The following is a 26,790-nucleotide window of genomic DNA, read 5'->3' on the forward strand; positions in this document are numbered from 1 at the left end:
AGACCTCCGATTCGAGCAAATTACATTACCGGCTGATTACGGAAGGGATTCTTCCCTGCACTTCCTGCTATTTCCAATCGCAAGCGACAATACCTTCTCCCCTTCCCGGAACATCAGCCGCTTGTCCACCATCTCGGCAAGAAATCTCTCCAGACTCTCCCGCCCGATCCCGGGAACATGATCGATCAGGGATGAAAGGTCACGGATCTCTTCACAGAAAAGGTAAATCCTGCGCGACATCCCTTTTAAGCGGTGATTCAGAACCGGACCGCGCAATTGTTCCTGGCGGATGATCACAAACTCGCCGCCATCCCGAAAGGAAAGGGGAAACCGGTGCGCGACACTCCCGCGCCGCCGCTGAAAATCCTGCCACTCTTTAACACGTTTTACCACCGGTCGCCACAATCGGCGCTGGTACGTCCGACTGCCGCGAAAATCCTTGACCACCATTTCCTGCTGCCGGAGAATCTCCGCAGGGTAAAGATGGGAATAATTTCTGTGCGGCCCCGCTGCCGTGATCCCGAAATCCCCGGGGGACCGGTCCACCGGGCTCTCGAGCCCGAGAAAAAAGGAAGCCGTGGTCAATGGTTTGAATGGCAGAGCAAAATCCAGGCAATGGAGAGTTTCCGCGACCTCCTGTTCGGTGCTGGTCGGGAACTCCGTGATCAGGTTCCCCTCCAGGGCAACCCCCTGCTTCAGCGCCTCTTTCATCACCGCCAGATTTTCGATGGCGGTCACGCCCTTCTTCATTCTGGCCAAAAGACCGGTGCTCAAGGCCTCGATCCCGGCCTGGACGACGACCAGCCCTCCGCGCCGGTAACCGGCAAGATCCGCTGTCTGGGTGGCCCTTATTTCGGCAAAAAACTCGAAATCCTTGCCCGATCGGGCGATCTGCCGGAAAAATTTTCGCGCCTCCGCAACCGGCAGGACATTATCGGTAAAGGAAAAGTCAAGAGTGCCGAATTCAGCTGCAAACGCACCCACCTCCCGGCACATCCGGTCCGCACTTTTGTACCGATAGCCACACCACTGGAGGTTCAAATTGCAGAAAGAGCATTTCCCCCACCAGCAGCCCCGGGAAAATTCAACCGGAACCACCGGAATGACCGGCGTGTTTCGGAAAACCAGGGAAATTTCCCTGAAATAATCACCGTAATCCGGTGGAGGAGAATCCTCCAAGTCAATGTTCGCCGGGCAGTCGATTACCGTACCTGCCGACTCCCCGTCACCCCCTTGTAAATTCCGCACCAGTTCGACGAGCGCAAGTTCTCCCTCACCTCTGACGACATGATCGATCTGGCTGAAGTTGACCGGAAGATCGAGACCGGCCTGACCGCCGCAGGCCGACCCGCCGAACACCACTTTCACTGACGGAGCCCGCTCTTTTATCAAACGGGCGGCGGCCAGTGAAGGTAAAAGCTGATTGAAACAGACCGAAAATCCTATCAGGCCATAGCGGTCCCAGGAAATTGCGTCGATCCAGCCCTTGAGCGCTTCCTCCACCAGAGACGCCAGAACGGCAAATCCGGGAGTGCCTTTTTCCCGGTTAAACCTTTTCAGTTCCCGATCGAAGAGGGCTGCGGCAGGAAGAGCCATGTCGGGAAAGAGAATCGGGGCATAGAGTGCCTCCCCGGCCCAGCCGCTCAGCGTGAGCCAGTGGTATGTTTCCGGGCCGAGACGTTGCGCCGTCTGCAGGTAATGATGATAACAGTCAACGGGAAGAGATGGATTGCTGCGCAGAAGAGAGGACTTCAACACCCCGAGCTGGATGGATGGCCGGTTGAAAATCGACCACGGCATTGAAACGAGAGCGATACTGCAGCCGCCCGAAACGGATGCGGCTTTGTCAATTGCCATTGCCTTGATCTTCGGGCGCCAGCTGTTCAATGATTTCAGTCCCCTCCGGGGGATCAAACAGGAATCGCGACGCATCTATATGCTCGTTCAGTTTGATCCCGGTAAAGACAAGCTCCGTCTGGCTGCCGTAATGGTCGTTGACATGCATCTTGCGGATCAGGAAATCGTCGGTGAGCCAGAGATAGATATGATCAACCTGCGGATGCTGGACCTTCGGGACCAGCTTCAGATCCGGCGGCTCTCCGCAACAGAAATCCTCCCCGGGAGGACCAACGGCGAAATCCCTGACAATATCCCCCTTGCCGGCAAAAAAGTCGTAGGTGACATCGGACTGCAGGTAATCGTGGGCCGAGATGATCATCATCTGTTCAGCCTTGGCGAAATACATTTTTACCAGTTTGCCGTCGCAGATCAGAACCTGTTTGTCCGGGGTCAGATAATCCCAGCGCATCAGGCCGGGCTTGCTGATCAGAAGATTTCCCTCGCCGCTTCTTTTCCGGCGACTGAGCTTGATGGTGGTAATCTGATTGAACTCCGCCTGGAAGGTAACTGTTCTGCTGTATGCTTCCTGCAGCTTTACGGCCAGCTGTTCAGGAGTGAGTTTTTCAACAGACTCCTCCCCGGCCGAAGAAAAACCGGGCAGGACAAGAAAGATACAAATCATGCATATTTTTTTAACCATTGTCATTGGTCCTTTCATCCTTCGGGTCTACGTCCCGATGTCTCGCAGGTTCGCTTTCGCCCGGGGGCATAAAGCTCCAGTTGAGCAGCTCGCCTGCTCGACTAGAGTTTGATCATTTCTATCCGGCGACCGAAAATGCTTTTTGCGGTCGCGCGGGCGGCCTCTGTAATGTCGGACGCGTAGTATCTGCTGCTTTCCCCGGTTTCCAGTTTGGCGGCGAGAGAGGGGTTGGCCGCGAGGAAATCCGCAAGCTCGGCTGCGACCGCATCGGAGGAATCTATGATTCGGACATTTTTCCCGATCCGGGGTTGAATGAGTTGCCGCAACAGCGGGTAATGGGTGCAACCGAGCACCAGGGTATCAACCTTCTTCAGCTTTAAAGAATGAAGGTAACTGCGGACGATCATCTTGGTTTCACGGCGATTGAACCACCCCTCTTCAACCAGGGGCACCAGCAGGGGACAGGCGGTTGAAAACACCCTGGCCTCAGGCGCAGCCGCGGCGATCTTCCGGTCGTACACGTTGCTGCGGACAGTTGCCCTGGTGCCGATCACCCCTATTCTTCCGGATCTGGAAGCCGCAACCGCCTCCTTGACGGCCGGCCCGATCACCTCAAAAACCGGCACCGGAAACTCGGCTTTGATCAGATCGGCAGCAACACTCGCTGCCGAATTACAGGCGATCACAATCAGTCTGGCGCCCTGCTCAATCAGGAATCGGGTGTTCTCCCGGGCGTATTCGGTTATCGTCTCGGGACTTTTCGGACCATATGGCGCCCGGGCCAGATCCCCGAAGTAAATGTACGGCACCCCGGGCAATCGATTCTCCAAAGCCCTGGCGACCGTCATCCCCCCTACGCCTGAATCAAATATGCCAATCATTTATTTTTACCCTTCGGGGATCAGATTCGTAAGAGCAGACGAACTGCTCAACTGGAGCTTTATGCCGTCGGCAGAAATCCGGGCCAATGGTAATAATTCATCCGTTTCCCGATTCGGGGCACGAAGACCTGCTGCCTCCCCAGTCCTCCGGAAAATCTGCAGCAGGACCCCTCGTCACGCTTTATCTGATGCGGAGAAACCACGCTTTTCCGGGAAAGCTGAAAATGATACCACTCACCTCTTAATTTCGCTACCGCTCATTGAACAGCATCTTCTGCCGTATATAAAAACAGGGGGGTGTGTAAATCCACGCCCCCCTGTTTTTTTGTTGCACAGCAATGAAGCCGTTTCCGGAGCTTCCCGGAACCTGCAACGAAGAACTTATTTTTTCTTGCGCGCCGCTTTCGGTACGGTTGATTTCTTCCGCTTGGCGATCGCCTTCTTCAGATTTTCGGGCAGCCCGCGAGCCTTGCCGGCCTTCTTCCTGCGATCTGAAAGCGATTTTGCACACAACGGCTGGCGAAGGGAGAAGCCGTATTTCGAACGGTACTCACGCCCGGTCAGGCCATGGGATTTGAGATGTTTCGGAGACAGCATCCGGAATTCCTGTCCACATTCCAGACAGACAATTTTATTTTTCTGAATGGATTTTTCTGCGGAAACCACCGGCGCTCCCGCACCGCCTTCCCCCCCCGGCACTTCTGAAGACAAGGTCTCACTTGCCTGAAGGTCCTGCAAAGCCTTGAAAGTGCTTTGCAGTGCATTTGTAACTTCCTCGGTACTCATTCCCTTTGATGAACTCTGGGCCTGGACAATAGCCGCAGCCATCTCGACGAGCGATTTACTCATTACAAACCTCCTTTATAAATACATTCATTACCTTACCCTGAACAGACAATATATCATCAATATTTCATTAGCAAGAATATTTACACCATCATATAACTATTCATACAAAAACTACAATACGATCAATTGATATTTATATAACACATGATCAAAAACACATCGAATACGACCTGGAAAGACAACCGAACAAAACTCATGATTCCAGGTTTTATTGTCGCACCTTCTTGCTGTTGGCGAAAGAGTATCAGACGCCACCTTTACCTGAACTAAATCACGAATTCCAATACCAACCGTGCAGATCAATTCCACCCCCCACATCAACTCTCCATAATCCAGAAAACAAAACAGGGCAATTCTGCTTCACTGTCGCAAGCAACCACATCTTTCCATTATTACCCGCGCCATGAAACCAACGATTCACATCATTATTTTTATCTCGACACAGTTTCACATGTCATCTGAAGCCGGTTCAACTTTCTCGAAAAATTCAATTCAGGAAAGAAACTTTTCCATCCTCTCCAGATAGATTCTCGTGATGCAATGGAATAAAGCAACAGCAGGAGGTCCTGCAGAGATTGGTTTGACGAAACAATATTGAAGGGAAAACGCTTGATGTTCTGCCGGTGATTATGGTGTCGAATTGCGATGATAACTGTTTCTTCGGTCAATCAGGTAATTACTGCCCGATTGTTTCTTGACGAAATGCTTGATCTGGGATGCCGCCGCAACGACCTCACCGAAATGTCTGAATTCGGTGCCCTCTCCGGTGACCACTACTGCTACCGAGATACTCAGCAGCTCGAATCTGGTTTCCTTCCCCAGCCGGTCCGTACCGATGAAGGCACCGGCTTCAAGATCTTCCGCACTCAGGAACATGTTGCGGACCACAGAAAAATTCGCCAGCAGACGCTCGCAGACCTTTTCAACCTTTTCCCGGGGCACGATGAACACATAGTCATCGCCCCCCACATGGCCCACAAAGCTGTCCTCCCTGGCGATCTCTTCGACGACATTGACAATCAGCCGGGCAACCATCAGGATTACATCGTCTCCCTGGGCAAAACCATAACGGTCGTTATAGGGCTTGAAATTATCAATATCGAGATAGCAGACCCCGTAATTCCTTCCGGAATCAAGATTCTTCTGGATCATTCTGATGATCGAAGTGTTTCCGGGCAGCTTGCTCAGGGGGTTGTTGTCGAAAACCCTGGCCATTCTTGATTCAGCGAGCATAATCCGGGAGACGACTTCGTCCGGATTCAGCGGCTCCACCAGAATATCATCAACCGGAAGCTCGTCCCACCTGATTGCGGGAAGCACCTTGTCATTGATGATCAGCAGGATCGGCATGTTCGCTTTCTGCAGGCAGGAAGAAGCAACCCGGATCACTTCCCGATATCCACCGCCGGCAAAAGCCATGTCAACAATCAGCAGATCGGGAGGATCTTCAAGGATAACCGAGACCGTCTCCTTCAGACTTTCCGGAAATATCGGCTGGTACCCCCTGGTCTCCAAAAGAACAAGGCACTCTGCCGGAATCAGACCTTCCCGGGCTGCCACCAGAATCCTGGTCATCGACCGTATCTCCGGCCCATTTCACCCATGAGCATTATCCTGAGAAACCCGCGTTGGGAATCACCCGAGCTCACCCTCCAGGCTCCCCTGGATTTCAAGACTGAAGCCCTTCACGTCCCAGAGCTTCTCCTCAACCTCATCAATGACCAGATCCAGGTCCTGCGGGGTGAGCTCCAGCAGGCGCCAAGCCCGCTGCTGCAATGGCGGGACCCAGATATCGCCGGCATGGCCATATCCCATCCCCCTGATGATGATATCGCCGACATGAACAATGGCACTCGCCGTCTGTTCGTCTTTGGCGGTTCGCGGGTCGTGGTGGGTGCTGATCGGCTCAACCAGTTTCTGCGGCAGATTCCAGCTCCGGGCGAGCCACCCCCCGGCCTCGGCATGATCAAGGCCGAGAAGCTCCCGCTCTCCTTCAAATCGGGATATCCCCTGCGCCGTCACCATATTGCCGATCCGCTCATATTCATCCGGCAGTTCCATTTTAATGGCCACCTTGCCGATATCATGGATCAGACCGGCGGTGCTGATTTCTTCCGGGTCCTTGATCCCGAGCCTTTTCGCAAGCACGCTGCAGACCACCGCACACCCCAGGGAATGCTCCCATAATTCGATATCCTGTTCTTCCATGAATTCAAAGATCGAGGCACTGATGATCAGGCTTTTTATGACATTGAACCCCAGAAGAATGATGGCGCTGTCAAGAGAACTGATCCGCTGGGGAAAACCGTAGAATGCGGAATTGACCAGCTTCAACAGTTTGGCCGCAAGGATATGATCCTTGCTGATCACCTTGCCCATCTGCTCCGTGCTGGTATCAGGATCCTCGGCCATTTTACTTAATTTGGCGACAATGCCCGGCAGAGTCGGCAGGTTTTTGATCTCTCTCAGGGCTTTCCGGAAATGGTCTTTGTTGTCTGCCGACATTATCCTCTCCGCGATGCGATCATTTTTTCCTTCACCTTCTTTTTCAGGTACATCAGAGGCGGGGTGTCTTCAACCTTCCGGAATCGCCGGTCGATATCCAGAAGTTCGTCCGCGAGACTCTTTTCCCCTTCAACGGCGACCGGTCTCCCCTCCACCAGGACATGGGAGATCTCCATTTTCTTCAGACGTTCAATCAGGTTGTCGCTGAGCGCGGTACCCTTCCCGCAGAGCACCCGGCCATCCGGGGTCATCACATCACGCGCGAGTACCATTCCTTCTGCTGCCTGGGCAGTCAATATCTCCTGCACGATAGTCTCCTCCACAAGTTGCACACTGATTGTATCAGCCTGTCATCCATTAATCCAGAAGGTTTCGACATTGACTTCCAGCCCTGGAAACATTATAGTTGCGGTTCAGTTTAATTTCCACGTTGCCCGGAATGACCCTCTGCTCGTTACCGGTCAAAAAAGTTTTTCGCGTAATCAGAAACGGAGTTACCAAGATGCCTGTTTATGAGTATGAATGCCAATCCTGTCATGAAAACATCGAAGTGTGGCAAAGCATTGCCGACGAGCCTCTGGCCGTATGTCCCGCTTGCAAGGGCGACCTTAAAAAACTGATATCGATGAGCAGTTTCCAGCTCAAGGGCGGCGGATGGTATGCAGATGGCTACAGCACTGCCGGCGGCTCATGCAAGAGCAGCGGTTGTGGTGCAGCTTCATCCACCCCGTGCTGTGAGAGCAGTGCCGCGCCCTGCAAATCCAGCTGATCCGACCCTTGATCTCATTCTCAACCACCCTGGCGTTCCGGGCTCTCCCGGAACGCTTTTTTATTGTCCCATGAAAGATCGACCCGGGAAGCGCAACCTTTCGAAAACCCAGGAATCTTCCGATCACTTCCCGGCAACAATGGCCATCGCATCACCGTAACTGTAGAACCGGTAGCCCTTCTCCACCGCATGGGTGTAGGCGGCCATCAACGCCTCTTTGCCGGTCAGGGCGCTCACCAGAAAAAGCAGTGATGACTTCGGCAGGTGGAAGTTGGTGATGAGATTGTCGACTACCTTGAATTGATATCCGGGATAAATATACAGACCGCAATCCCCTTCCCAGGCCCTGACAACCCCGGGCCGGACGGCAACGCTCTCCAGGGCCCGCACGGTAGTTGTCCCCACCGCCCAGACCCGGCCACCTGCAGCCCGGGTTTCATTCACTGCCGCAGCGGCCTCGGCGGAAACCGACAAAAACTCCTTATGGATCCGGTGCTCACGGATGTCGCTCACCCTCACCGGAGCAAAGGTGCCATAGCCGACATGCAGGGTGATGGCCGTCTTCCGCACGCCTTTGTCCGCCAGCCGGCCAAGGAGTTCATCAGTAAAATGCAGTCCTGCAGTGGGCGCCGCCACCGCGCCGGTCTTTGTCGCATATACGGTCTGGTATCTTTCACGGTCAAAGCCCTCATCTCCGGATTCCCGCCGGATGTAGGGAGGGAGAGGAATCCTACCCTGACGCGCCAGACTGTCTTCCAGGGAGCCTGAAAAGGAAAGAACCACCCGCACTTTCCCATCACCCAAACACTCAAGGACCTCCCCGGACAGATCTCCGGCAAAAAGGAGCCTGGTTCCCGGCCTCGGGCGTTTGGAACTTTTGACAAGCCCGACAAGTTCAGCCTGCACCATCCCCGCCCCGGCTACCGTTTGCTCAAGCAGCAGCGGGTATCCCAGAATAAAAAGCTCAACTCTGCCGCCGCTCTCCTTTTTCCCTTCCAGCCTTGCCGGGAACACCCTGGTGTCATTGACCACCAGCAAATCCCCTGCTCTGAAAAGATCAGCAAGATCTGAAAAACTGCGATCGTGAAGGTCTCCGGTGGACCGTTCCATCACCAGCAGGCGGGACTCGTCACGTTCGGCGGCAGGTTTCTGGGCAATCTGCGCCGGAGGAAGATAATAGTCATAGTCGTCAAGATCAAACAAGAGGTCACCTGCAGAGATGTGAAACGGGACTTTTAGGGTAACGGCTCCGCGCATCTTCCCGAAACCAAGCGCAGAGTCGGCAGACAATTGGCTCGGAAGAAATTGCCTTAGTGAAACACCCCGGTACGCTGGGAAATGTAGCAGAGGAATAATCCCACGGCAACCGCCAGCATGCCGAGATAGCGCAGGGTGGCCGGCCGGGCTTCGATGAGTTGCCGTAGCCAGTTCTGCATCGCTTCAGGAAAGGCGACATACGGCAGACCTTCCAGAACAAGAACCAGACCGATCAAGGCGACAAGAGTTTTCATTCCAGACCTCCAAACACATTCGTTAATCCCATCAGAACACTACTCCGGTCAACGATCAATCTTTTTTGCAGCCCTCACCCTATGGCAAACCGGAGGATTGATTGGGCATGCAACTATTCAAGGACCGGGGAATATACATCATTTGTGTTATTCCAGACCAGATATTATTATGCTTTTCCTGACGAAGCTTGATTGACATGACGGGACTTCTCCTTTCCGCCCTGAAAATTTCACCTTTCGAGGTATCTGTAATGCAGACAGCCAAAGCCTTCCCTGCCGAATTCCTCTTGTGGATCCTGATCGTTTTGTCCGTTGCGGGCTGCGCGGTCAAGCCTTATCAATACACAGCAGGTCTTGAAGGGCCTCTGACCCTGGAGCTGCAGGAGAGTGAGCCGCAGATCGAGCGGGGACGGCCGGTTGCGATTGTTGATGGCCTGGGGCATTACTTCTTCTCCATCCCAAGCAAACTTGTTTTGTTAAACTGGGATATTGACAACCACCACATCTCCACCTCCACCGAAGAGGCCATCTCAACGTACCTTGCCGACAACGACCTCAAAAATGTGAAGGTCAGACTCAACCAATATTCTCCGGGGGGTGAGTGGAAGAGACTGGTTTTCAACTCCGACATGCCTGGTTTTTTCCGGTTTACCCTTGGGGTGCTGGCAACAAGTTTTTACACGATATTTCCCGGCCGGCTTTTCGGAGGCGACAATTACAATCCCTATACAAATACGATCAATCTCTACTCAGACCACGCCGCTGTTGCTTTACATGAAGCGGCCCACGCCAAGGATTTCGTCGGTCGCAGCCGCGGCTTCAAGGGATGGTATTCAGCAATGCGCATCCTGCCGCTGATGCCCCTATACCAGGAAGGAAAAGCGTCGGGGGACGCGATCGGCTATACCATTGAGCGGGAAATGACTGAAACGGAAGCGGATGCCTACAAGACCCTGTATCCCGCCTATATGACCTATGTTGCCGGAGAGGGGTTACGCTGGGTACCGGTGGAGCCCTGGGTCTCTTTGGGGATTCAGTTCGCCGTAGCCCTGCCCGGCCATCTTGTGGGCAACATCAAAGCCGCCATGCAGGATGATCCACAAAAAAGTCCGTCGGTAGAAAAGGAATCTCCGCCGACGGACTTATAATCGCAATCTATGCCAATCAGGTCATTGCACCCTGGGCTTCAGGATAATTTCCACCACCCGGTTGGTCTTTCTGAAATCCTTGTTTTTCATGTCATAAACCGTTATCGGATGATAATGGGCCGCTCCCTGGATCGTTATCCTGGCAGGATCGATCTTGTGCTGCCAGGTCAGGATGTGGACGATCGAGGCCGCCCTGGCCGCGGAAAGTTCCCAGTTGGACGGATATTTCTGGGCCAGCTCCCTGCTTGGCGGCAGATCATCGGTATGACCGACAATAAAGATATCCTTGTCGGCTGCAGACTGCAGAGTCGGGACGATCCCGGCGAGTATTTTACTGCCTCTGCCGGTCACCTTTGCTGAACCTGATCGAAACATCAGTTTATCCACCACTTCAATCCGGAGCGTGTTTTCCAGCTGGGTGATCACGGTCTGCTGACCTTCGAGATCCAGCTGCAGACGATCGATAAGAGCCCGCATCTCCTCGGCCTCGGCTTTTTTCTGCTGCAGCAATGCTTCCTGCTCAGTCAGGGCCGTGACCCGAACCGCGAGGTCATCATTCTGCTTCTGCAACCCTTCCGCCTTCAGATCAAGGTCTGCAAGCTGCTGGACCATGCCGGCAATATTGGCTGCGCAACTCTGTTCAGCCGCCGCCTTCTCTGCAGTCAGCTTGTCATAGCGGCCCACCAGCTCCTGATGCTGCGATTTACTGACACAGCCGACCGTCAACAGCACCACTGTCAACGCCAACCCCACAACTTTCGCGCTCACTGCAAACTCTCCGTTCATACCCCCCTCTCAGAATGTCATCACTTGGAAACAAACAGCAGCCCAGAAAAAATCCCCATGCTCAAAAAAATCATAAAACCAGATACAAATAACCCGGAATTATGTCAAGGGCTACCATTCCCCTGACACATCCCGGACGATACCAAAAAATCATGTCCGTCCACTGAAAGTCCATTTGTATTTGTCAAAATGACAAATCCCCCTGTCAAACTGGCACAGACAAAAACCATGGAAAAGCATATGTGCTTGAATTAATTACACATATTCTGATTGGCATGCTTCTGGCATTATCATTTCTGCAAAACCAAGCAAAGGGAACAAAATGAACGAAAATGATCAACAGGCCAAAGCCATCACCAGAACAAAAGAGAGGTTTGGATTCAGATCAACCGGCAGAATCGATCAAGAAGAGAAACCGGTGAGCCGTTACACATTGTTCGTTCTCGGCGCCACCGCAATTTTTGCCGGTTTCTGGGCCATCACCTGTTTTATCGCCGCACTGTCAAGCAATGGTCCGCTTGATCTTTTCAAAAAATTAACTTCTGCCCTGTTGGGCAGGTAAATAAGACGACAACAATCAGCAACACAAACAGAAAGCAAGGAGACGCCATGAGCAGCATAATCAAATCACAGACCAGAACCCAGACCTCTTCCAAATCAGCCGTCGATTCAGTTTCCCGCGGCAGCATCATCACCATGGGCGTCGCCTCCGGCGTAGTGGGTCTCTGGGCGGCAGCCTGTCTGGTGAGCGCCATGATCGGCAGCGGCGGCCCGATCTCCCTGATCAAGAGCTGGTTCAGCGCCGTCGGCGGTTTTTAATTTCCCCGGGATCCCTTAACAGGATTCCGCTTTCAGCTTTGCAACATTCTCTCTCCGCCGGTTTACCGGCGATCTCTCCAAGGCGGGGTGCCAATCGGCATCCCGCCTTTTTTAATCGGTCTTGAAAAAGACGATTTCACCAGACCGCCGGACAACCGGCGAATATTTGCGCACCCATACCAGAAGAGTTTTCAGAAGTCATGAGGAAGTATGTCGGAGAATTTCCTTGACCGATCGGAAAGACCTCCATTCCGGCCATGGAAAAGATGGGGATAGGATCGCCCAGGGCCAAGGCGTAAACATGAGATGGCATGAAGTGATTTAGTAAGGATGGTGCCCCCGGCAGGAATCGAACCTGCGACTCCAGGATTAGGAATCCTGTGCTCTATCCCCTGAGCTACGAGGGCAATTTACGGATTTGAAAACGGGCACATATTAGACTGAACCCACATTTAAATCAATATGGTTTTTACCACCTCGCTATGTTAAGTTAGGACAATCATTCGGCCGGAGCGCAAACGCCCGGAGTTACCCTCAGACCGGCAGCTCCAGGATGCGGATATTTTACCGGCCACTAACCTCAACGTGATTATCAGATCCGGAAAATGGCAACCTCTCCGAATGTTGTAAAACACAAAGCATCCGTTATTCGTTCCCGGCGGGAAACCCTGAACGGCCATAAAAGCGTGAACCTGTGGTTTACCGGCTTGTCCGGTTCCGGCAAGTCCACCCTGGCTCATGCCCTGGAGGAAAGGCTGCATATGATGGGTTGCCGGACCTATGTGTTCGATGGGGACAATGTCCGCCACGGTCTCTGCGGGGATCTTGGCTTCAGCAGGGAGGACCGCCATGAGAATCTGCGGCGGATAGCGGAGATGGTCAATCTTTTTATCGATGCCGGAGTTCTCAGTCTGACCGCTTTCATTTCCCCCCTTGAAGAAGACCGGAAAATGGTCAGAAAGATCATCGGCCCGGAAAACATGCTTGAAATTTACTGCAACTGCCCCGTTGAAGTTTGCGAGGAAAGAGACGTCAAAGGTTTCTACAAAATGGCTCGCGAAGGAAAAATCAAGAACTATACCGGCGTCTCCGCCCCCTATGAAATTCCGGAGAACCCGGATATTGAACTGCATACCGACAGGCAGACGGTCAACGAGTGCATCAAGATCATCATCACCCATCTTAAAGATACCGGGATTATCATCTGACCGGATACAGGCTTTCCTGCCATCCAACGGATACGCCCGCTCTGCCATTGCTCCAACAAGGACGTTCCGCAAAATATCGATCTCTCCGGCTGTTCCCCTCAATTCCCTGGTGGCCCCTGAACCAGATTGACTGCATCCCCTTTCTGCAATAGAATGAACAGCGGGGAATAAACCAAAAAGGGACGCATGCCATGAAACTTGCCTTTGCCAAAGAGATACAGAAGCTGGACCGGGCCGCCATCAAAACATATGCGATCCCGGGGATTGTGCTGATGGAAAATGCCGGGGTTGGAACAGTTCAGGCGATTATGGAGAGTTTCGGCGAATTGGCCGGACGCACGATAATGATTCTGGCCGGCCCGGGCAACAACGGCGGAGATGGTCTGGTGATCGCCCGCCATGTTCTCCAGCACGGAGGCACCCCGATCGTCTTTCTTCTCTGTGACCCGAAAAAGGTTACGGGTGATGCCGCCGTCAATCTGAAAATCGTGCAGAAACTCGACATTCTGGTCTACCCGATAACCGACATGGAGAGGCTCACCACCGTCGGCAACTGTATTCCTGATTCCGACCTGGTCATTGATGCCATCTTCGGCACCGGCCTGAAGCGTGAAATCACCGGCCATTTCGCCGGAGCGGTAGACCTGATCAACACCGCCGAGTGCCCGGTGATCAGCATCGACATGCCCACCGGCCTGAACAGCGATACCGGCATTCCCCTTGGCCCCTGCGTGGTTGCCGATATGACGGTCACCTACGGCCTTGCCAAACCCGGACAGTTGACCGGAGACGGGCCCTTATATACCGGTCGTCTCGGAATAGTTGATATCGGGATACCTCCGGCCGCGGTCGCGGAAGCAGACCTGATGATCGAGGCCCTGGAAGACCGGACCATTTCGCCGTTGATCCCCGCCCGCCCCGCAAGAGCCCATAAAGGAACTTTCGGCCACCTGCTGATCCTTGCCGGTTCGCGTGGCAAAACCGGGGCCGCGCTCTTATGTGCCCGGGGAGCCCTCCGTTCCGGCGTGGGCCTTGTGACCATGGCCGCCCCGATGGACTTGAACAATATTTTTGAATCAGCCCTTGCCGAAGCGATGACCCTTCCGCTCCCGGGTTCTACCGATGGGTTTGCCAGTGACAAAGACCTGCAGAGGATCTGCAAAAACACGGCAGACAAACAGGCCATGGTCATCGGCCCCGGACTGGGACAGGACAAGGCAACCGGCAGGCTCGTGACTTCTCTTTACCGCGAATCGGAGCTGCCACTGGTGGTTGACGCCGACGCCCTGAACCTGTTGGCAATAGACCGCTCTTTACTCGCCAACCCGCCGGCGCCGAGAATCCTCACCCCCCACCCCGGCGAAATGGCCCGTCTCTCCGGGAAGAGCACCCTGAATATCCAGGCTAACCGGCTTTCGTTTGCCATAGATTTTGCCGTATCCAATCAGGTCTATCTGGTGCTGAAAGGCCCGGGAACCATTATCGCCGCGCCGGACGGACACGCGGCCATCAACTCCAACGGCAACCAGTTGCTCGCTGCCGGCGGCTCCGGTGACGTTCTGGCCGGGGTTATCGGCAGTTTTCTGGCCCAGGGACTCGCCCCCTGGGATGCCGCATGCCTGGGGATCTATATCCACGGCATGGCCGCGGATCATCTCGCAGCGAACGACAACATCCTGACCGGCCTCCTGCCGACCGAACTCGCCGATGAACTGCCGGCCGTCCTCACCGAACTGGCAAGCTGTTGAACCAGACCATACCCTTTATTGATATAATTCAAGGAGACCAGAATGCTGACCGCAAAAGATATCATGACCAAAGAAGTCATCAGTGTTACCCCGGACCTGGCAGTCGGCAAGCTCGCCAACCTGCTCTGGGAAAAAAGGATCAGCGGCGTCCCGGTGATCGACGGGAACGGCAAACTGCTCGGCGTGGTGACTGAAAGCGACCTCATCGACCAGACCAAGAAACTGCATATCCCGACAGTTCTTACGATCCTCGACTCGGTCATCTTCCTTGAGAGCCCGGCGAAAATGGACAAGGAAATGAAAAAGATGACCGGGACCAGAGTCATTGATATCTGCAGCGGTGAAATAATCTCTGTCTCCGAGGACACCCCTGTTGAGGAAATCGCCACCATCATGTCCGATAAGAAGATCCACACCCTGCCGGTGGTCAAGAAAGGGAAAGTGGTCGGGGTGGTCGGCAAGGGGGATATCATCAGGACTCTGATCAGGTAAGGGCTGAGCAGGTGGATCCGACAGCACTCGGCCTTCATTGAAGCTCCCCGCGGCAGATACGCAAACGGAGTACGACTCGAAAGTCTCCTTGCCGTCGCTTCCCTCGAGCTGCGGGGAATGCGTTTCGCGGTACATGTTCAATGGCCCAGATTGAACGAGGATCGGGATGCCGCAATCCCTCAGAGAGGCCCCGCAACCAATTGCACTTTCACCAATCCCCTGACTGAATTTCCCAGGTAGATTTCATCGGCGGCTACGAGTTCGCTGACCCCGATGACTGCTTCACGTATCGGCAGGTTGTCCGGGGTTGCCACTTTGCCGGTCAGCAGCGCCCGCCGGAGAACCCCGTTCAACAGACCGCAGTTCACCGGCGGAGTGATGAGTTCCTGCCCCCTCCGGACAAAGAGATTGGTGATACACCCTTCGGTCACCTCGTCTCTTTCATTCACAAACAGGGCTTCGAAATATCCTTTTTCCCCGGCCATTTTATAGCATTGGTCATAGAGTTCACGGCGAGTGGTCTTGTGATAGAGGAATGGGTTGTGTGAGCTGGTTCTCTCTTTTGCCAGAACCACCTTTGGCAGTCGGCCCGCACCGGGCTCTTCCGCCGGTTCCGGATCCGGATACCCCCGGGGCGGTGAACACGGTGCCGATGAGATCTCCACCCTCCCGTCCTTATGAAGCAGCAGCCGGACCCTCCGGAAACGTTCCTTACCGGTTGCAGCATCCCCGGACAAACTGACCGCCGTTTGCAGGAGCTCATCTCTCACCCTGACCGGGTCACAGGGAATCCCCCAATACGAAGCGGAGGCAAACAACCTCTCCAGGTGCTCCCCGATCAGCCAGAAACCCTTTTCCAGATCACAGAGGATGGTCTCAATCAGCTGGAAATCCGGCTCCGGCTCAACAAGAAAGCGTCCCTTCAGAGAACACTCTTCCCATTCCCGCTCCGGATCTGAATCATAAACAATTCCTGAACCGATCCCCATTTCGCCTTTCATCCCGTCAAGGACCACCGTTCGGATCGGGACATTAAAAACCGCATCCCCTCCAGGGGTAAAAAACCCGATTCCGCCTGTGTATACCCCCCGGCTGTCAGCCTCCAGCTCCCTGATGATTTCCATCGTCCTGATCTTGGGCGCACCGGTGACCGAACCACAGGGGAAGATTGCCCTGAACAGATCCGCCAGTCCGACCTCGGGACGCAGCTCCCCTCTCACCGAGGATGTCATCTGATGGAGAGTCTCGTAGGTCTCGACATCGAACAGAGACAAAACGTCCACCGTCCCCATCCGACAGAGGCGACCCAGGTCGTTACGCAAAAGATCAACGATCATCACATTCTCACTGCGATTCTTGACATCATGGGCCAGAGAACCGCCGATCAGCAGATCGGTCTCCGGATCCGGCGCCCGGCGCATGGTGCCCTTCATCGGCCTCACCTGACAGATATTGCCTTTTTTTCTAAAAAAAAGTTCCGGGGAAAAAGACATGATCCGCCGGTTGCCGCTACGGATGAACGCTCCGTAAGAAACACTCTGGTTCCGCCTCAACGCCCGGTAAAGGGAAGCGTCTGCCCCCGAATATTCGAACAAAAGCTTCAGGGTATAATTGACCTGATAGGTATCGCCCGTTTCAATGAAGGATTTAATCCGGGCAATATTCTGCAGATAGTCCTCTTTCTCCTGGCTGAAGGAAACACCCTCGATTACCGGCTCCTTCGGAGAGCTTTTCTCTGCGGAATCCTGCAGCCCTGGGACATTGCCGGTAAACCGGCCGCTGGCGTGATCAAAAACGTGGGGGAAACGATAGACGCCAAGTTCGGCTACAATCCCGTCTTCGGGTTGCATCAGAATGGAGAGGACCGGTTCCAGTTTATAGCCGAACTCATAGGCCAGCCAACCGACGACATAAAACCCCTGCGCCATCTTGGCCTGAACTTTATCCAGATAGGCAATTGGGTCATCTTCGGCCCGGCAGATCAACTTCTCCACCGGATCAAGAAAGAGGAAGGAGTGTTGATTGTCCTCGCTCACCCTGACGGTTTCAAGAAAAACGAAATCATCACATTCCGCCAGAAGGCCCAACAGGTCATCAAGAAGACGCTCGGGAATTGGTCGAGAATTTATAATTTTTCTCTGCATGGAACCTTACACACCCACCCAATACTTTTAGAATAATTGCGCCGAATTGCCCGGGGGCAATGGTCGTACCTCCTACCATCGACTCCGGCAGTTGGCAAGCCAAAACCCAATTCCGGGCTGACTCCGCTCTGAAAATGATTTCCTTAATCTGCTGACATCTCCTTGCCAGAAAAGCAGGAATATTATATAAGTTTTTGTTAAAATAAATTCGATTAAAGACTGCCACAGATGCAAACTGCACTTCACACCTCAGGAGGGTTTTAAGATGCTTATTCAGGACTGGATGGCCAAAGACGTCATGACCGTTGACGAAAACACTTCCCTGATGCGGGCCACCCGGATCATGAAAGAGAACAATATTCGCCGACTGCCGGTGGTTTCCCATGGCAAACTTATCGGGATCATCACCGATCGCGACGTCAAGGACGCCTCTCCTTCCAAAACGACATCTCTTGACATTCATGAATTATACTATCTTTTGTCCGAAATGAAGATCAAGGATGTCATGACCAGCAGCCCCCTTACCCTCTCCGGGAAGGACACCCTCGAAAAAGCCGCCGTGGTCATGCTTAACTCCAGGATCTCCGGCCTGCCGGTCGTGGATGACTCCGGTCACCTGATCGGTCTATTGAGCGAGACCGATGTCCTGAGAGGCTTCATTCACATGACCGGCATCAAGAAAGATGCGATCCAGTACGTTATGGATCTGCCGGATGCTCCAGGTTCAGTAACCAAAGCAACGACCATTCTGAAGGAAAACAACGCGAGGATCATAAGCATCCTCACTTCTTTCGAAGATGCCCCGGCCGGCATGAAACGGGTGGGGATCAGGATAGCCCCCATCGACGACGAAAAGGAAAAAGCGCTGTCCGACCTCCTTGCCAGCACATTCACCGTTATCTACCACGGCCGAGACAATCTCGACAATCTCCCGCAGAAACGGCGATCATAAGGAGCATCAATTGAAGCTCCCCGCGACAGATAAGCAAACGGAGTGAGACTCGGAGTCTCCTTGCAGTCGATTACCTCGAGCTTCGGGGAATGCGTTTCGCGATGCATGTTTACCAAAGCCTGCCACCCGGCAGGCTTTTTTTTTCCGGTTTCCGCCGAGACACTTCTCTTGTTAAAACTCCGTGCCAAAGATGCGCCGGTTTTTGATTGAAGCTCCCTGCCTCAGGTCGCGAAAAGCGCAAGACCGGTCCACGACGGGCAAACCCTTCCGGGAACTCACACCCCCTCCTGAGGGGTGTAGACAATCGCCTTGGATGTTCAGGAGATAACATTCCTTCTCCTTCAGCTCCCTTCGTTCTGACTCAGGGTTCAGAGTCCGGTTCGGGTACTTCCGGAATTTTCTGCCCGATGACCGTATCTCCCTCACCGGCAACAGCCCCAATCAGCCGCCCACGCCCTTCCGGCAACAACCCTTCACGAAAGGGTACCATCATCACTCCCTCATCCAGCCCCGTTCGAATCTCACCGGTGGTCGGGTCCATGGGGAGCATTTTTATACCTGCCGGGACTACAAAATCTTCTTTCTGTTGCGCTTGCAGCCGAATCCCCTTTTTCATGAAATCAAGCCAGACCGGTGCGGCGACCACGCCGCCGGTTTCGTTGCCGCCCAAGGGCATATGCTGATCGAATCCGAACCAGACCCCGGCCGCCAGACCAGGCGTATAACCGATAAACCAGGCATCCATATTGCTGTCACTGGTACCGGTTTTTCCGGCCGCCTCCATGGGCAACCCTCGTGCCCTGCGCCCGGTTCCTTCCTCAATCACCCCTTTCAGCAGATGGGTCATCTGATATGCAGAAGGCGCTGAAAGAACCCGCTTCCCCCCTCCGACCCTTCCCGGGTTTTCCAGAAGACGACCTTCACGGTCAACGATTCTGTCAACAAAAACAGGCGGGCGATAAACGCCGCCGCCGGCAAAAACAGTATAGGCTGTTGTCAATTCAAGGAGAGACACCCCTGAGGTTCCGAGCGCCAGTGAAAGGTTCCCGGAAAGCGGCGAAGTGACTCCCATTTGGGCGGCAAGTCGACGTACCGGTTCAACGCCGATCTCCTGCAGGAGTTTGATGGTGACAATATTCCGTGAATTGATCAGTCCGGTCCGCACGGTGGTCGGACCATAAAACTCGCCGCTGAAATTTTCCGGCTCCCAGAATTCCCCCGCAGTTGACCCCTGCAGCTGAAGAGGCTCATCCAGAAGGATATCGGCCGGTGTCACCCCGCTTTCAAGCGCCGCCGCATAGATAAGCGGCTTAAATGCCGATCCAGGTTGTCTGCGGGATTGTACGGCACGGTTATACTGGCTGCCTTCATAGTCAGTTCCGCCGATGAGCGCCAATACTCTGCTGCTGTCTGGCGCCATCACAACCATTGCCGCCTGAGGTTCAAGCGCGCCGGCAACACCACCATTACGCCTTCGCCAGGCCCTGACCCCTTTGTTGATCGCGAGCGCAGCCGCAGACTGCATCGGCTTGCTTAACGTTGTGTAAACTTTGAGTCCACCACCCTCCAGAGCCTCTATACCGTACCTGCTTTCCACATACTTGGCGGCCTGATCTACAAAGTATTTCTCGACCATGTTTCCCGCTTCCCGGTTTTCCCAAAGCAGCACACTTTTGTAGGCCCGCCTGGCCTGCTCGGGGGTAATGTACCCGTCAGCGGCCATGCGGTTCAGAACATATCGTTGTCTGCCTTTGGCCAGTTTAAAATGCTTGAACGGATTGTAGCGACTCGGCGCCTGGGGCAGGCCGGCAAGCAGGCTCATTTCAGAAAGATTGAGCTCCGAAGCGCTCTTGCCGAAATAGGTCCGCGCCGCAGCCTCGACGCCGTAGGCGCCTTCGCCGAGATATATCTGGTTCAGATACAGGTAGAGGATATCCTCCTTCGGCAGATAATTATCTATCCGGTAGGCGAGAATAGCCTCACGGATTTTTCTGGTATAGGTTTTTTCAGGCGACAGGAGAAGCGAGCGCGCCACCTGCTGGGTTATAGTGCTCCCCCCCTGTGCCTTGTTGCCGGACCTGATGTTGTGAATAAGCGCCCGCAGGATCGACCAGCCGTCGACCCCCTCATGATGATAAAATCTGCCGTCTTCCGCTGCGACAAATGCCTTCGGCAACAGCTCAGACATTGCCGACAACGGAATTTCAAACCGGTTCTCTCTTGAAAATTCAGCGATCACCCTCCCCCGGTCGTCATAAAAAACAGAAGTAAGCGGCGGTCGGTAATCCGTGATCGAGGAAATATCAGGGATCTTGAGTGATGTGACAAGGTAAAGCAGCGATCCCAGCAGCACAGTCAGGAGCAAAGCTGCACCAAGACAAAAGAGCGAGATGTGGATATGGTTCCACTGCCGGCATTTGTCCTGAATGGTGTTCTGATTGCCGGATGCTCCGGCTTTCCTGTTCGCGGTTTTTTTTGACACGGTTCTGTTGAAGCTCTGGTCCGGAGCATTGGAAATTAACAATCTCCGCATCAGCAGGCTTCAGTTAAAGCTGAGTTGAGCAGCTCGTCTGCTCGTACGAAACTTATACCCGAAGGGTGAAAATATCAGTGTGCTGAAAAAGCTGAAAACAAACGGGAGATATATTCACGGATAAATGAAAAAAGTATACTACAACGATCGAGACAAACAACGCACAAAAAAAACGGCCGCCCCGATGAGGGGCGGCCGTTTCATACCAGATCTGAATGCTCACATTATTTTGTGTGGCAACCGTCACATTTGGTCGGACCGGTTTTACCGTCAACACCATCCTTGTGACAACCCTTGCAGTTCTTGTGGGCTGCCTTTTTGGCATCGGCAACGTCATCTTTCAGTGAGCCGTCATGACAGGATGCACATTTTGCTTCCTTACCGGCTTCATAAGCACCCTTGGAACCATCGGCATTCTTGGTGTGATGACATGCAGCACACTCTGCCATCCCCTGATGCTTTTTGTGGTCGAAGTTTACTGAAGTTCCACCTTTCTTCGGGGTGTCGATCTTTACTGTCTCAGGACCAGCATTTCCTGCCACACTGGCACCAACTGCAAAGGTCAAAGCCATTGCAAAAGCCGCTACAAAAATTACGATTTTCTTAGCCATCATGTCTCCTTTTTCTGTTCATAAAAATGAATGATAAATGAATCATGTCTCATTTACGAAATGTGATTATATATTCCGTCCCCTGTTTGATGTCAAGCATGAAAAGGACTCAATACCCAAAAAAAAGGCCCCGAAAAGATCGGAGCCCTTGAATGCACACAAGAAAAAAAATCAAGCTGGATTCCAGCGAATTTCCATCAGAGAAATCAGGATCCCCCATAGCTGTGCAGACCGGAAAGAAGGTAGTTGACCCCGTAGTAGGTGAATACCACAGAAACAAAACCGATGATCGCCAGCCAGGCTATCCTCTTGCCACCCCAGCCTCTGGTGAATCTGGCATGAAGTGCAGCGGCATACAAAAACCAGGTGATCAACGACCAGGTCTCTTTAGGGTCCCAGCTCCAGTAGGTTCCCCAGGCGGAGTTCGCCCAGATCGCCCCGGTGATAATTCCTGCAGAAAGCCAGAGAAAACCGAAGACAATGGTTTTATGGGTGATATCATCAATCACAGTCAACGCCGGCAGAGTAGCCAGAAGGCTGTCAGGATTCTTCTCTTTGCCCTTTTCGACGTTGGTGTCCTTGATCAGGTACATGATCCCAAGTCCACAAGCCACGGCAAATGCCGCATAACCGACAAAACAGGTCATGACGTGGGCAATCAGCCAATTACTCTGCAAGGCCGGGATCAGCGGCTTGATGTTCGGATCAGTCAGCCCGGCAAGTGCCATGCTTAAAAATGCAAACGGCACGGCAAACGCACCCAAAAGCCGGTTCTTGAACTTGTACTCAAGAAACAGATAGAAAATGATAATCGACCAGGCAAAAAACACCAGCGACTCATACATATTCGACAGCGGGGCATGCCCAATGCCTATCTTGTAAGATTCTGCCCAGCGCAAACCGATTCCGGCGGTAAGAACCAGAAAACCAATCAGGCTTGCCAGTGAGGCTATTAATCCGAGTTTCCTGGCACGGAAAACGAATATGCCAATGTAGAGAAAGGACGCGAGCAGAAAAATAAAGGTTGTTGAACCCAGAAGCTGAGAACTGTTCATGTTTATTCCTTCGTAAGTTTTAAGCTTTCGTTGTTTTCAAGAAGATCGGTCAGCGCAGCAAAATCATTGTCAAATCCCAGTTTATTCTTGTTGCTGGTGCCGCTTATGTGAAGTCTGGCCTTTGCTCCCTCTTCGGAAATATAAAGCCAAATCTTTCGATGGGAAAGAAAAAAAGCTACATAAAGACCGAGAAGCATCATCGCACAGCCGATGTATACATACCACACTCCCGGGTCTTTGGTAACCTGAAGTCCTGTCGCATAAAGCTGACGGATCTTCATATTATAGCTTGCTCCGGTTCTCTCAACCACCACGGGCGTTCCCTCGTCCATCCAGAACTGGGCAGGGCTGCCATTGGCATCATTGAACCAGATCTTATGCCGGAACCGGCCCATGAAACCAGGGCCCATTCGGTTCGTGATTCCGAAAGCGACTCCCTCTTCCGGCCACTTGACCTCCCGCCCAGGCCCGATTATGAACTTCTTGGCAACATTTGTCGCATTGTTCTCAAGCTCGACAACGTAGGTGTTCTCATAGGCGTTATAGCTTGACTGATAGAAAGTGAGTCCGCCGTACTGGAGAGGATCGTTCACCTCAATGGACTTGCTGTAGACCTCCTTGCCGTCTTTCAGCACCACCAGATCGGATGTGAACTCCTTGGGCGCACCGGTATCATAAACATCCAGTTCAAAACGATCACAACGGACTTCAAAATCCAGGGGGATCGGAGTGCTTTTGCCGTCATGAGCATATACCGCGGTTGTGGAACGGCCTTCGGTGATCATCACACTTGCCTTATAACCGAGAGCAGAACCGATAATGGCGCCGAGAAAAATAACCAGAATGCTGACATGGACCGCAATCACTCCCAGTCGGCTCCAAGGGGCCTTCTGGGCGGAATACAGAGTGCCGCCGTCTTTTTCAGCCGACTGAAATTTCCACGACGTGGCAGACATGACCGACATAACCTCCCTGTTCAGGTCCGCCACACTCATCTCGGCAGAATACGCCTGCCGTTTCGGCATCTTGATAATCCGCTCAAGATCCATGGCCAGATTGTCCATTTTGACCAGGCGCCAGATATTGGGAAAGCGATCTATGGTACAGACCATTAAATTGATGCTGAAAACCACCAGCAGGGAGACAAACCACCAGGCATTGTACATGTCCGGGACGTTCAGGACCTGAAAGAGCTTGGCCGTGCCCGCGCCGAAATTCTGGATATAGAAATCCATCTCTTTTCCCTGGGGAATAACCGTCCCGATGATGGAAGTCGTTGCCAGGATGAAAAACGTAAAGAGGGCCAGTTTTACTGAAGCAAAAAAAGCCCAAACCTCATTCTTGTTCTCACTCATCATGAATCTCTGTGTTTGATTAAGAGTTAAAATAACCACTAGCCGGAGGGAGAGCCTTTCCGCCGGCGCAATCCCGCAAACTTAACATTTTACCATCACTCCCGTCAATCAATTATGACCGGATCCTTGAATCACAATCCGGAGATATTGCATTGCTTAATTAGCCCCATTTTTAAAAATTGATTCGGAAAACACTTGCCTTATCATGATTGTCACGTTATAAATGTCCGTTTTTAAAATCAGTTAAGGAGCTACCAGCAATGGCCAAGAAATGTGATATATGCGGCAAAGGTCCCACCACCGGAAACAATGTCAGTCACGCCCACAACAAGACCAGGCGTCGCTGGCTTCCCAATCTGCAGAACGTCAAGGTTGCGACCAGTGAAAGCAGCAGCCGGCAGATGAGAGTCTGCACCCGTTGCATCCGCTCAGGCGCTATCACCAAACCTGTAAAACGCTCGGCTACCGCCACTGCCTGATTCGGTTGCACCGATGATCACAGCAACGGAAACGGGTTACCGTATCATACGGTAACCCGTTTGTTATTGAGCAATCTTTACACTTCGATTGTACTGCTCCCGGCTATTTTCGTCCCGCCTCAAGCACCCCGCTTATTTTCCTGATCTGCTGAAGCACCTTTGCCAGGTGATCAGTACCCGCCACCTCCAGCACCAGATTGACCACCGCCAGATTGTCGGCAGAGGTATGGGCTTCCATGCTGACAATATCCGCTTCGCTGATATTGATCGTGTTGCTGACTGACGCGATGAGTCCACGCTGATCCTGGGCGATAACCCTGATCTGCACCTGATGACCGGCAGCGGATTCAGCCGCCCAGCTGACATCGACATGCCGGTCGGGATCGGTAACCAGGAAATTACGACAATCGGCCCGGTGCACGGAGATCCCCCGGCCGGCAGTGATGAAACCTGCGATGGGATCACCCGGCACCGGCATACAGCATTTGCTGATCTTGGTCAACATATTGTCGACCCCGTCTATAACCAGCGCATTCTCCCGCCCCGCATGCTTCTTCTTTTTCTGAACCTTCCCCTTCTCAGTCTCCAGCAGCTGCTGCTCAACCGGTGAATCTTCCGCTCTCATCTCCTCGGGCTGCATCCGGTTGGCAATGTCCTTGACCGTAATCCTGCCGGAACCGACCTGGCGCACCAGCTCGTCGAGAGTGTTGCAGGAGAAGGACTTCAGCGTCTCTTTAAGGTGGCCGCTCCTGGTCACCTTCTTGAGACTCAAGCCCCGTTTCTTCAGCTCTCGCTCACAGATTTCCCGCCCAACCTTGAGGCTTCTCTCCTGTTCCTCTTTTTTCAGCCAGTGTCGTATCCGACTGCGCGCACGGCTGGTTTTCACCAGGGTCAGCCATCCCCGGTTCGGACATTGTGCCGAGGAGGTGATGATCTCAACCTTGTCGCCGCTCTGCAGCTCGTGCTTGAGGGGGACAATCCGGTCATTGACGCGAGCGCCGGCACAGTGGTCACCGACTTCGGTGTGGATCGAATAGGCAAAATCAAGGGGAGTGCTGCCCATCGGCAGTTCTTTCACTTCACCGTTCGGGGTCAGAGCATAGATGTCCGCTTCCCGCAATTCCCCCCTGACCGCCTCCAGAAATTCTCCCGGGTCCTGGAGGTCGTTGAGTTCCTGGAGAGACTGGACCAGCTGTTTCAGCCACTGGAAAAGCCTGGCATCCTTGCTGGATATAGCCTTCCCCTCCTTATAGGCCCAGTGGGCGGCAATCCCCCCATTGGCGATCTCATCCATTTCCTCGGTCCTGATCTGGACCTCCATGAACTCTCCGCGCGGCCCGACCACCGTGGTGTGCAGCGACTGATACATGTTTGACTTGGGACTGCTGATAAAGTCCTTGAACCGGCCGGAAACCGGCTGCCAGAGATCATGCAGCAAGCCGAGAACTTCATAACATTCACGGACCGAACCGAGAATGATCCGGAATGCCACCTTGTCGTAGACCTTCTCCAGAGGGATATTCTGGACAATCAGCTTCTTGTAAATACTGTAGAGATGTTTCGGCCGGCCGAGAATTCTGAAATCGCCGATATCCTGTTCCTTGATCTTCTTGGAGAGAAGGGCCTTGACCTCTTCAACATACGCTTCACGATCACTCAATGAAGTAGTGATTCTGCTGACCAGATCGAGATATTCTTCAGGATTGAGATAGGAAAACGAAAGGTCCTCAAGCTCCCTTTTCAGCCAGTCGATCCCCAGGCGGCTCGCCAGCGGGGCGTAAAGATCCATGGTTTCCTGGGCGTATTCCAGCTGCTTTTCCCGGGAGACATTGTCAAGTGACTGCATATCATGGAGCTGGTCGGCCAGTTTGAGGATCAGGATTCTGATATCATCCGACATGGCGAGGAGCATCCGCCGAATGTTCTCGGCCTGGAATGCAAGACGGCTGTCAAAATGGACGCTGGTGATCTTGGTAACCCCTTTGACGATCGACAGCACTTCCGGGCCGAACCTCTTTTCCAGCTCCTTTTCCGGAACCGAGGCAGGCTCCTTGATTGCGCCATGCAGAATCCCGGCGATTAAAGTGTGAAGATCCAGCTTGAGCCGGGCCAGGATCTTCGTGACCGACAGGGCGTGATACAGATAGGGGCGGCCGGAAATCCGGTGGTGTCCCGAATAGATCTCAGTGGCGTACTCATAGGCCTTCTGCAGCTCGACAAGATCGGCAGCGGAAATATACTCCCGGACCATGACCAGAATCTCTGCAAAAACAGGGGCAGCAAGCTCCAGCCCTCCTGCTTTATTGGTATCAGGAACAGCCATATTACACTCTCTACTTTCTGACTTGCCTTAAGATGTTGGTTTGCTGTCATCAAATGATCCCAAGTCATGGCTTCATTCCATGA

At 53.3% G+C, this 26,790-nt stretch carries 25 protein-coding genes and 1 tRNA gene; 9 read left to right on the forward strand and 17 right to left on the reverse strand.

Features of this window, described 5'->3' with window-relative positions:
- Nucleotides 1–36: 36 nt before the first annotated feature.
- The 7 genes from KKG35_00260 to KKG35_00290 all read right to left on the reverse strand — a co-directional run bounded on the left by KKG35_00260 (nucleotide 37) and on the right by KKG35_00290 (nucleotide 7,082).
- Nucleotides 37–1,857 carry a RiPP maturation radical SAM C-methyltransferase gene (locus tag KKG35_00260; GenBank protein ID MBU1736549.1) on the reverse strand — a complete coding sequence of 607 codons (1,821 nt, stop codon included), beginning with the start codon at nucleotides 1,855–1,857 and terminating at the stop codon, nucleotides 37–39.
- Entirely contained in the window at nucleotides 1,847–2,539 is a 693-nt protein-coding gene (locus KKG35_00265) for an outer membrane lipoprotein carrier protein LolA (protein ID MBU1736550.1), read from the reverse strand. The genes KKG35_00260 and KKG35_00265 overlap by 11 nt, the downstream gene beginning before the upstream one ends.
- Nucleotides 2,540–2,640: 101 nt before the next feature.
- Complete coding sequence (murI, locus tag KKG35_00270; protein ID MBU1736551.1) at nucleotides 2,641–3,420, reverse strand: glutamate racemase; 780 nt, start codon at nucleotides 3,418–3,420, stop codon at nucleotides 2,641–2,643.
- Nucleotides 3,421–3,801: 381 nt separating this feature from the next.
- A complete protein-coding gene (locus KKG35_00275) occupies nucleotides 3,802–4,269 on the reverse strand; it encodes a MucR family transcriptional regulator (protein ID MBU1736552.1) in 468 nt (155 codons plus the stop codon).
- Nucleotides 4,270–4,896: 627 nt separating this feature from the next.
- On the reverse strand, nucleotides 4,897–5,844 hold the full coding sequence (locus tag KKG35_00280) for a diguanylate cyclase (GenBank protein ID MBU1736553.1): 948 nt from the start codon (nucleotides 5,842–5,844) through the stop codon (nucleotides 4,897–4,899).
- Between the two features lie 60 nt (nucleotides 5,845–5,904).
- Entirely contained in the window at nucleotides 5,905–6,774 is an 870-nt protein-coding gene (locus tag KKG35_00285) for an HDOD domain-containing protein (protein MBU1736554.1), read from the reverse strand.
- A complete protein-coding gene (locus KKG35_00290) occupies nucleotides 6,774–7,082 on the reverse strand; it encodes a hypothetical protein (protein MBU1736555.1) in 309 nt (102 codons plus the stop codon). Before KKG35_00290 ends, KKG35_00285 begins: the two co-directional genes overlap by 1 nt.
- Before the next feature lie 194 nt (nucleotides 7,083–7,276).
- Here KKG35_00290 and KKG35_00295 point away from each other — a divergent pair, with 194 nt between their 5' ends.
- Nucleotides 7,277–7,543, forward strand: a complete 267-nt coding sequence (locus KKG35_00295) for a zinc ribbon domain-containing protein (GenBank protein MBU1736556.1) — start codon at nucleotides 7,277–7,279, stop codon at nucleotides 7,541–7,543.
- Nucleotides 7,544–7,666: 123 nt separating this feature from the next.
- Here KKG35_00295 and queA read toward each other — a convergent pair whose 3' ends face one another.
- A complete protein-coding gene (queA, locus tag KKG35_00300; protein ID MBU1736557.1) occupies nucleotides 7,667–8,800 on the reverse strand; it encodes a tRNA preQ1(34) S-adenosylmethionine ribosyltransferase-isomerase QueA in 1,134 nt (377 codons plus the stop codon).
- A 53-nt stretch (nucleotides 8,801–8,853) separates the two neighbouring features.
- Nucleotides 8,854–9,054, reverse strand: coding sequence for a DUF2065 domain-containing protein (locus tag KKG35_00305; GenBank protein MBU1736558.1), 201 nt, complete (start codon nucleotides 9,052–9,054; stop codon nucleotides 8,854–8,856).
- Between the two features lie 251 nt (nucleotides 9,055–9,305).
- On the opposite strand from KKG35_00305, the gene KKG35_00310 reads away from it, so the two are divergent.
- Nucleotides 9,306–10,202 carry a hypothetical protein gene (locus KKG35_00310; protein MBU1736559.1) on the forward strand — a complete coding sequence of 299 codons (897 nt, stop codon included), beginning with the start codon at nucleotides 9,306–9,308 and terminating at the stop codon, nucleotides 10,200–10,202.
- A 21-nt stretch (nucleotides 10,203–10,223) separates the two neighbouring features.
- On the opposite strand, the gene KKG35_00315 is transcribed toward KKG35_00310, so the two are convergent.
- On the reverse strand, nucleotides 10,224–10,970 hold the full coding sequence (locus KKG35_00315; GenBank protein ID MBU1736560.1) for an OmpA family protein: 747 nt from the start codon (nucleotides 10,968–10,970) through the stop codon (nucleotides 10,224–10,226).
- A gap of 340 nt (nucleotides 10,971–11,310) precedes the next feature.
- Here KKG35_00315 and KKG35_00320 point away from each other — a divergent pair, with 340 nt between their 5' ends.
- Together KKG35_00320 and KKG35_00325 are read left to right on the forward strand one after the other, a co-directional pair.
- Entirely contained in the window at nucleotides 11,311–11,550 is a 240-nt protein-coding gene (locus KKG35_00320; GenBank protein ID MBU1736561.1) for a hypothetical protein, read from the forward strand.
- Between the two features lie 47 nt (nucleotides 11,551–11,597).
- Nucleotides 11,598–11,807 carry a hypothetical protein gene (locus KKG35_00325; protein MBU1736562.1) on the forward strand — a complete coding sequence of 70 codons (210 nt, stop codon included), beginning with the start codon at nucleotides 11,598–11,600 and terminating at the stop codon, nucleotides 11,805–11,807.
- 331 nt (nucleotides 11,808–12,138) lie between these two features.
- On the opposite strand, the gene KKG35_00330 is transcribed toward KKG35_00325, so the two are convergent.
- Nucleotides 12,139–12,214, reverse strand: a tRNA-Arg gene (locus KKG35_00330).
- Nucleotides 12,215–12,412: 198 nt separating this feature from the next.
- On the opposite strand from KKG35_00330, the gene cysC reads away from it, so the two are divergent.
- The 3 genes from cysC (at nucleotide 12,413) to KKG35_00345 (ending at nucleotide 15,255) form a co-directional block, all read left to right on the forward strand.
- The gene (gene cysC, locus KKG35_00335) at nucleotides 12,413–13,015 is read left to right on the forward strand and encodes an adenylyl-sulfate kinase (protein MBU1736563.1); all 603 of its coding nucleotides are present in this window, start codon (nucleotides 12,413–12,415) and stop codon (nucleotides 13,013–13,015) included.
- Between the two features lie 191 nt (nucleotides 13,016–13,206).
- Nucleotides 13,207–14,763, forward strand: coding sequence for an NAD(P)H-hydrate dehydratase (locus KKG35_00340; protein ID MBU1736564.1), 1,557 nt, complete (start codon nucleotides 13,207–13,209; stop codon nucleotides 14,761–14,763).
- Between the two features lie 42 nt (nucleotides 14,764–14,805).
- Entirely contained in the window at nucleotides 14,806–15,255 is a 450-nt protein-coding gene (locus tag KKG35_00345; protein MBU1736565.1) for a CBS domain-containing protein, read from the forward strand.
- Between the two features lie 179 nt (nucleotides 15,256–15,434).
- Here KKG35_00345 and pabB read toward each other — a convergent pair whose 3' ends face one another.
- Nucleotides 15,435–17,399 carry an aminodeoxychorismate synthase component I gene (pabB, locus tag KKG35_00350; protein ID MBU1736566.1) on the reverse strand — a complete coding sequence of 655 codons (1,965 nt, stop codon included), beginning with the start codon at nucleotides 17,397–17,399 and terminating at the stop codon, nucleotides 15,435–15,437.
- Between the two features lie 265 nt (nucleotides 17,400–17,664).
- Here pabB and KKG35_00355 point away from each other — a divergent pair, with 265 nt between their 5' ends.
- Complete coding sequence (locus tag KKG35_00355) at nucleotides 17,665–18,351, forward strand: CBS and ACT domain-containing protein (GenBank protein MBU1736567.1); 687 nt, start codon at nucleotides 17,665–17,667, stop codon at nucleotides 18,349–18,351.
- Between the two features lie 361 nt (nucleotides 18,352–18,712).
- Here KKG35_00355 and KKG35_00360 read toward each other — a convergent pair whose 3' ends face one another.
- The 4 genes from KKG35_00360 to KKG35_00375 all read right to left on the reverse strand — a co-directional run bounded on the left by KKG35_00360 (nucleotide 18,713) and on the right by KKG35_00375 (nucleotide 23,908).
- A complete protein-coding gene (locus KKG35_00360; GenBank protein MBU1736568.1) occupies nucleotides 18,713–20,884 on the reverse strand; it encodes a PBP1A family penicillin-binding protein in 2,172 nt (723 codons plus the stop codon).
- A 224-nt stretch (nucleotides 20,885–21,108) separates the two neighbouring features.
- Nucleotides 21,109–21,456 (reverse strand): cytochrome c family protein, encoded by a 348-nt coding sequence (locus tag KKG35_00365; GenBank protein MBU1736569.1) that lies wholly within the window; start codon nucleotides 21,454–21,456, stop codon nucleotides 21,109–21,111.
- 245 nt (nucleotides 21,457–21,701) lie between these two features.
- Nucleotides 21,702–22,550, reverse strand: a complete 849-nt coding sequence (gene ccsB / locus KKG35_00370; GenBank protein ID MBU1736570.1) for a c-type cytochrome biogenesis protein CcsB — start codon at nucleotides 22,548–22,550, stop codon at nucleotides 21,702–21,704.
- A gap of 2 nt (nucleotides 22,551–22,552) precedes the next feature.
- Nucleotides 22,553–23,908 carry a cytochrome c biogenesis protein ResB gene (locus tag KKG35_00375; protein MBU1736571.1) on the reverse strand — a complete coding sequence of 452 codons (1,356 nt, stop codon included), beginning with the start codon at nucleotides 23,906–23,908 and terminating at the stop codon, nucleotides 22,553–22,555.
- Between the two features lie 257 nt (nucleotides 23,909–24,165).
- Here KKG35_00375 and rpmB point away from each other — a divergent pair, with 257 nt between their 5' ends.
- Complete coding sequence (gene rpmB, locus KKG35_00380; GenBank protein MBU1736572.1) at nucleotides 24,166–24,384, forward strand: 50S ribosomal protein L28; 219 nt, start codon at nucleotides 24,166–24,168, stop codon at nucleotides 24,382–24,384.
- A gap of 103 nt (nucleotides 24,385–24,487) precedes the next feature.
- Here rpmB and KKG35_00385 read toward each other — a convergent pair whose 3' ends face one another.
- Nucleotides 24,488–26,707 carry a bifunctional (p)ppGpp synthetase/guanosine-3',5'-bis(diphosphate) 3'-pyrophosphohydrolase gene (locus KKG35_00385; protein ID MBU1736573.1) on the reverse strand — a complete coding sequence of 740 codons (2,220 nt, stop codon included), beginning with the start codon at nucleotides 26,705–26,707 and terminating at the stop codon, nucleotides 24,488–24,490.
- Between the last annotated feature and the right edge of the window lie 83 nt (nucleotides 26,708–26,790).

The organism is Pseudomonadota bacterium (assembly GCA_018823285.1).
Classification (GTDB): Bacteria; Desulfobacterota; Desulfobulbia; order Desulfobulbales; family JAGXFP01; genus JAHJIQ01.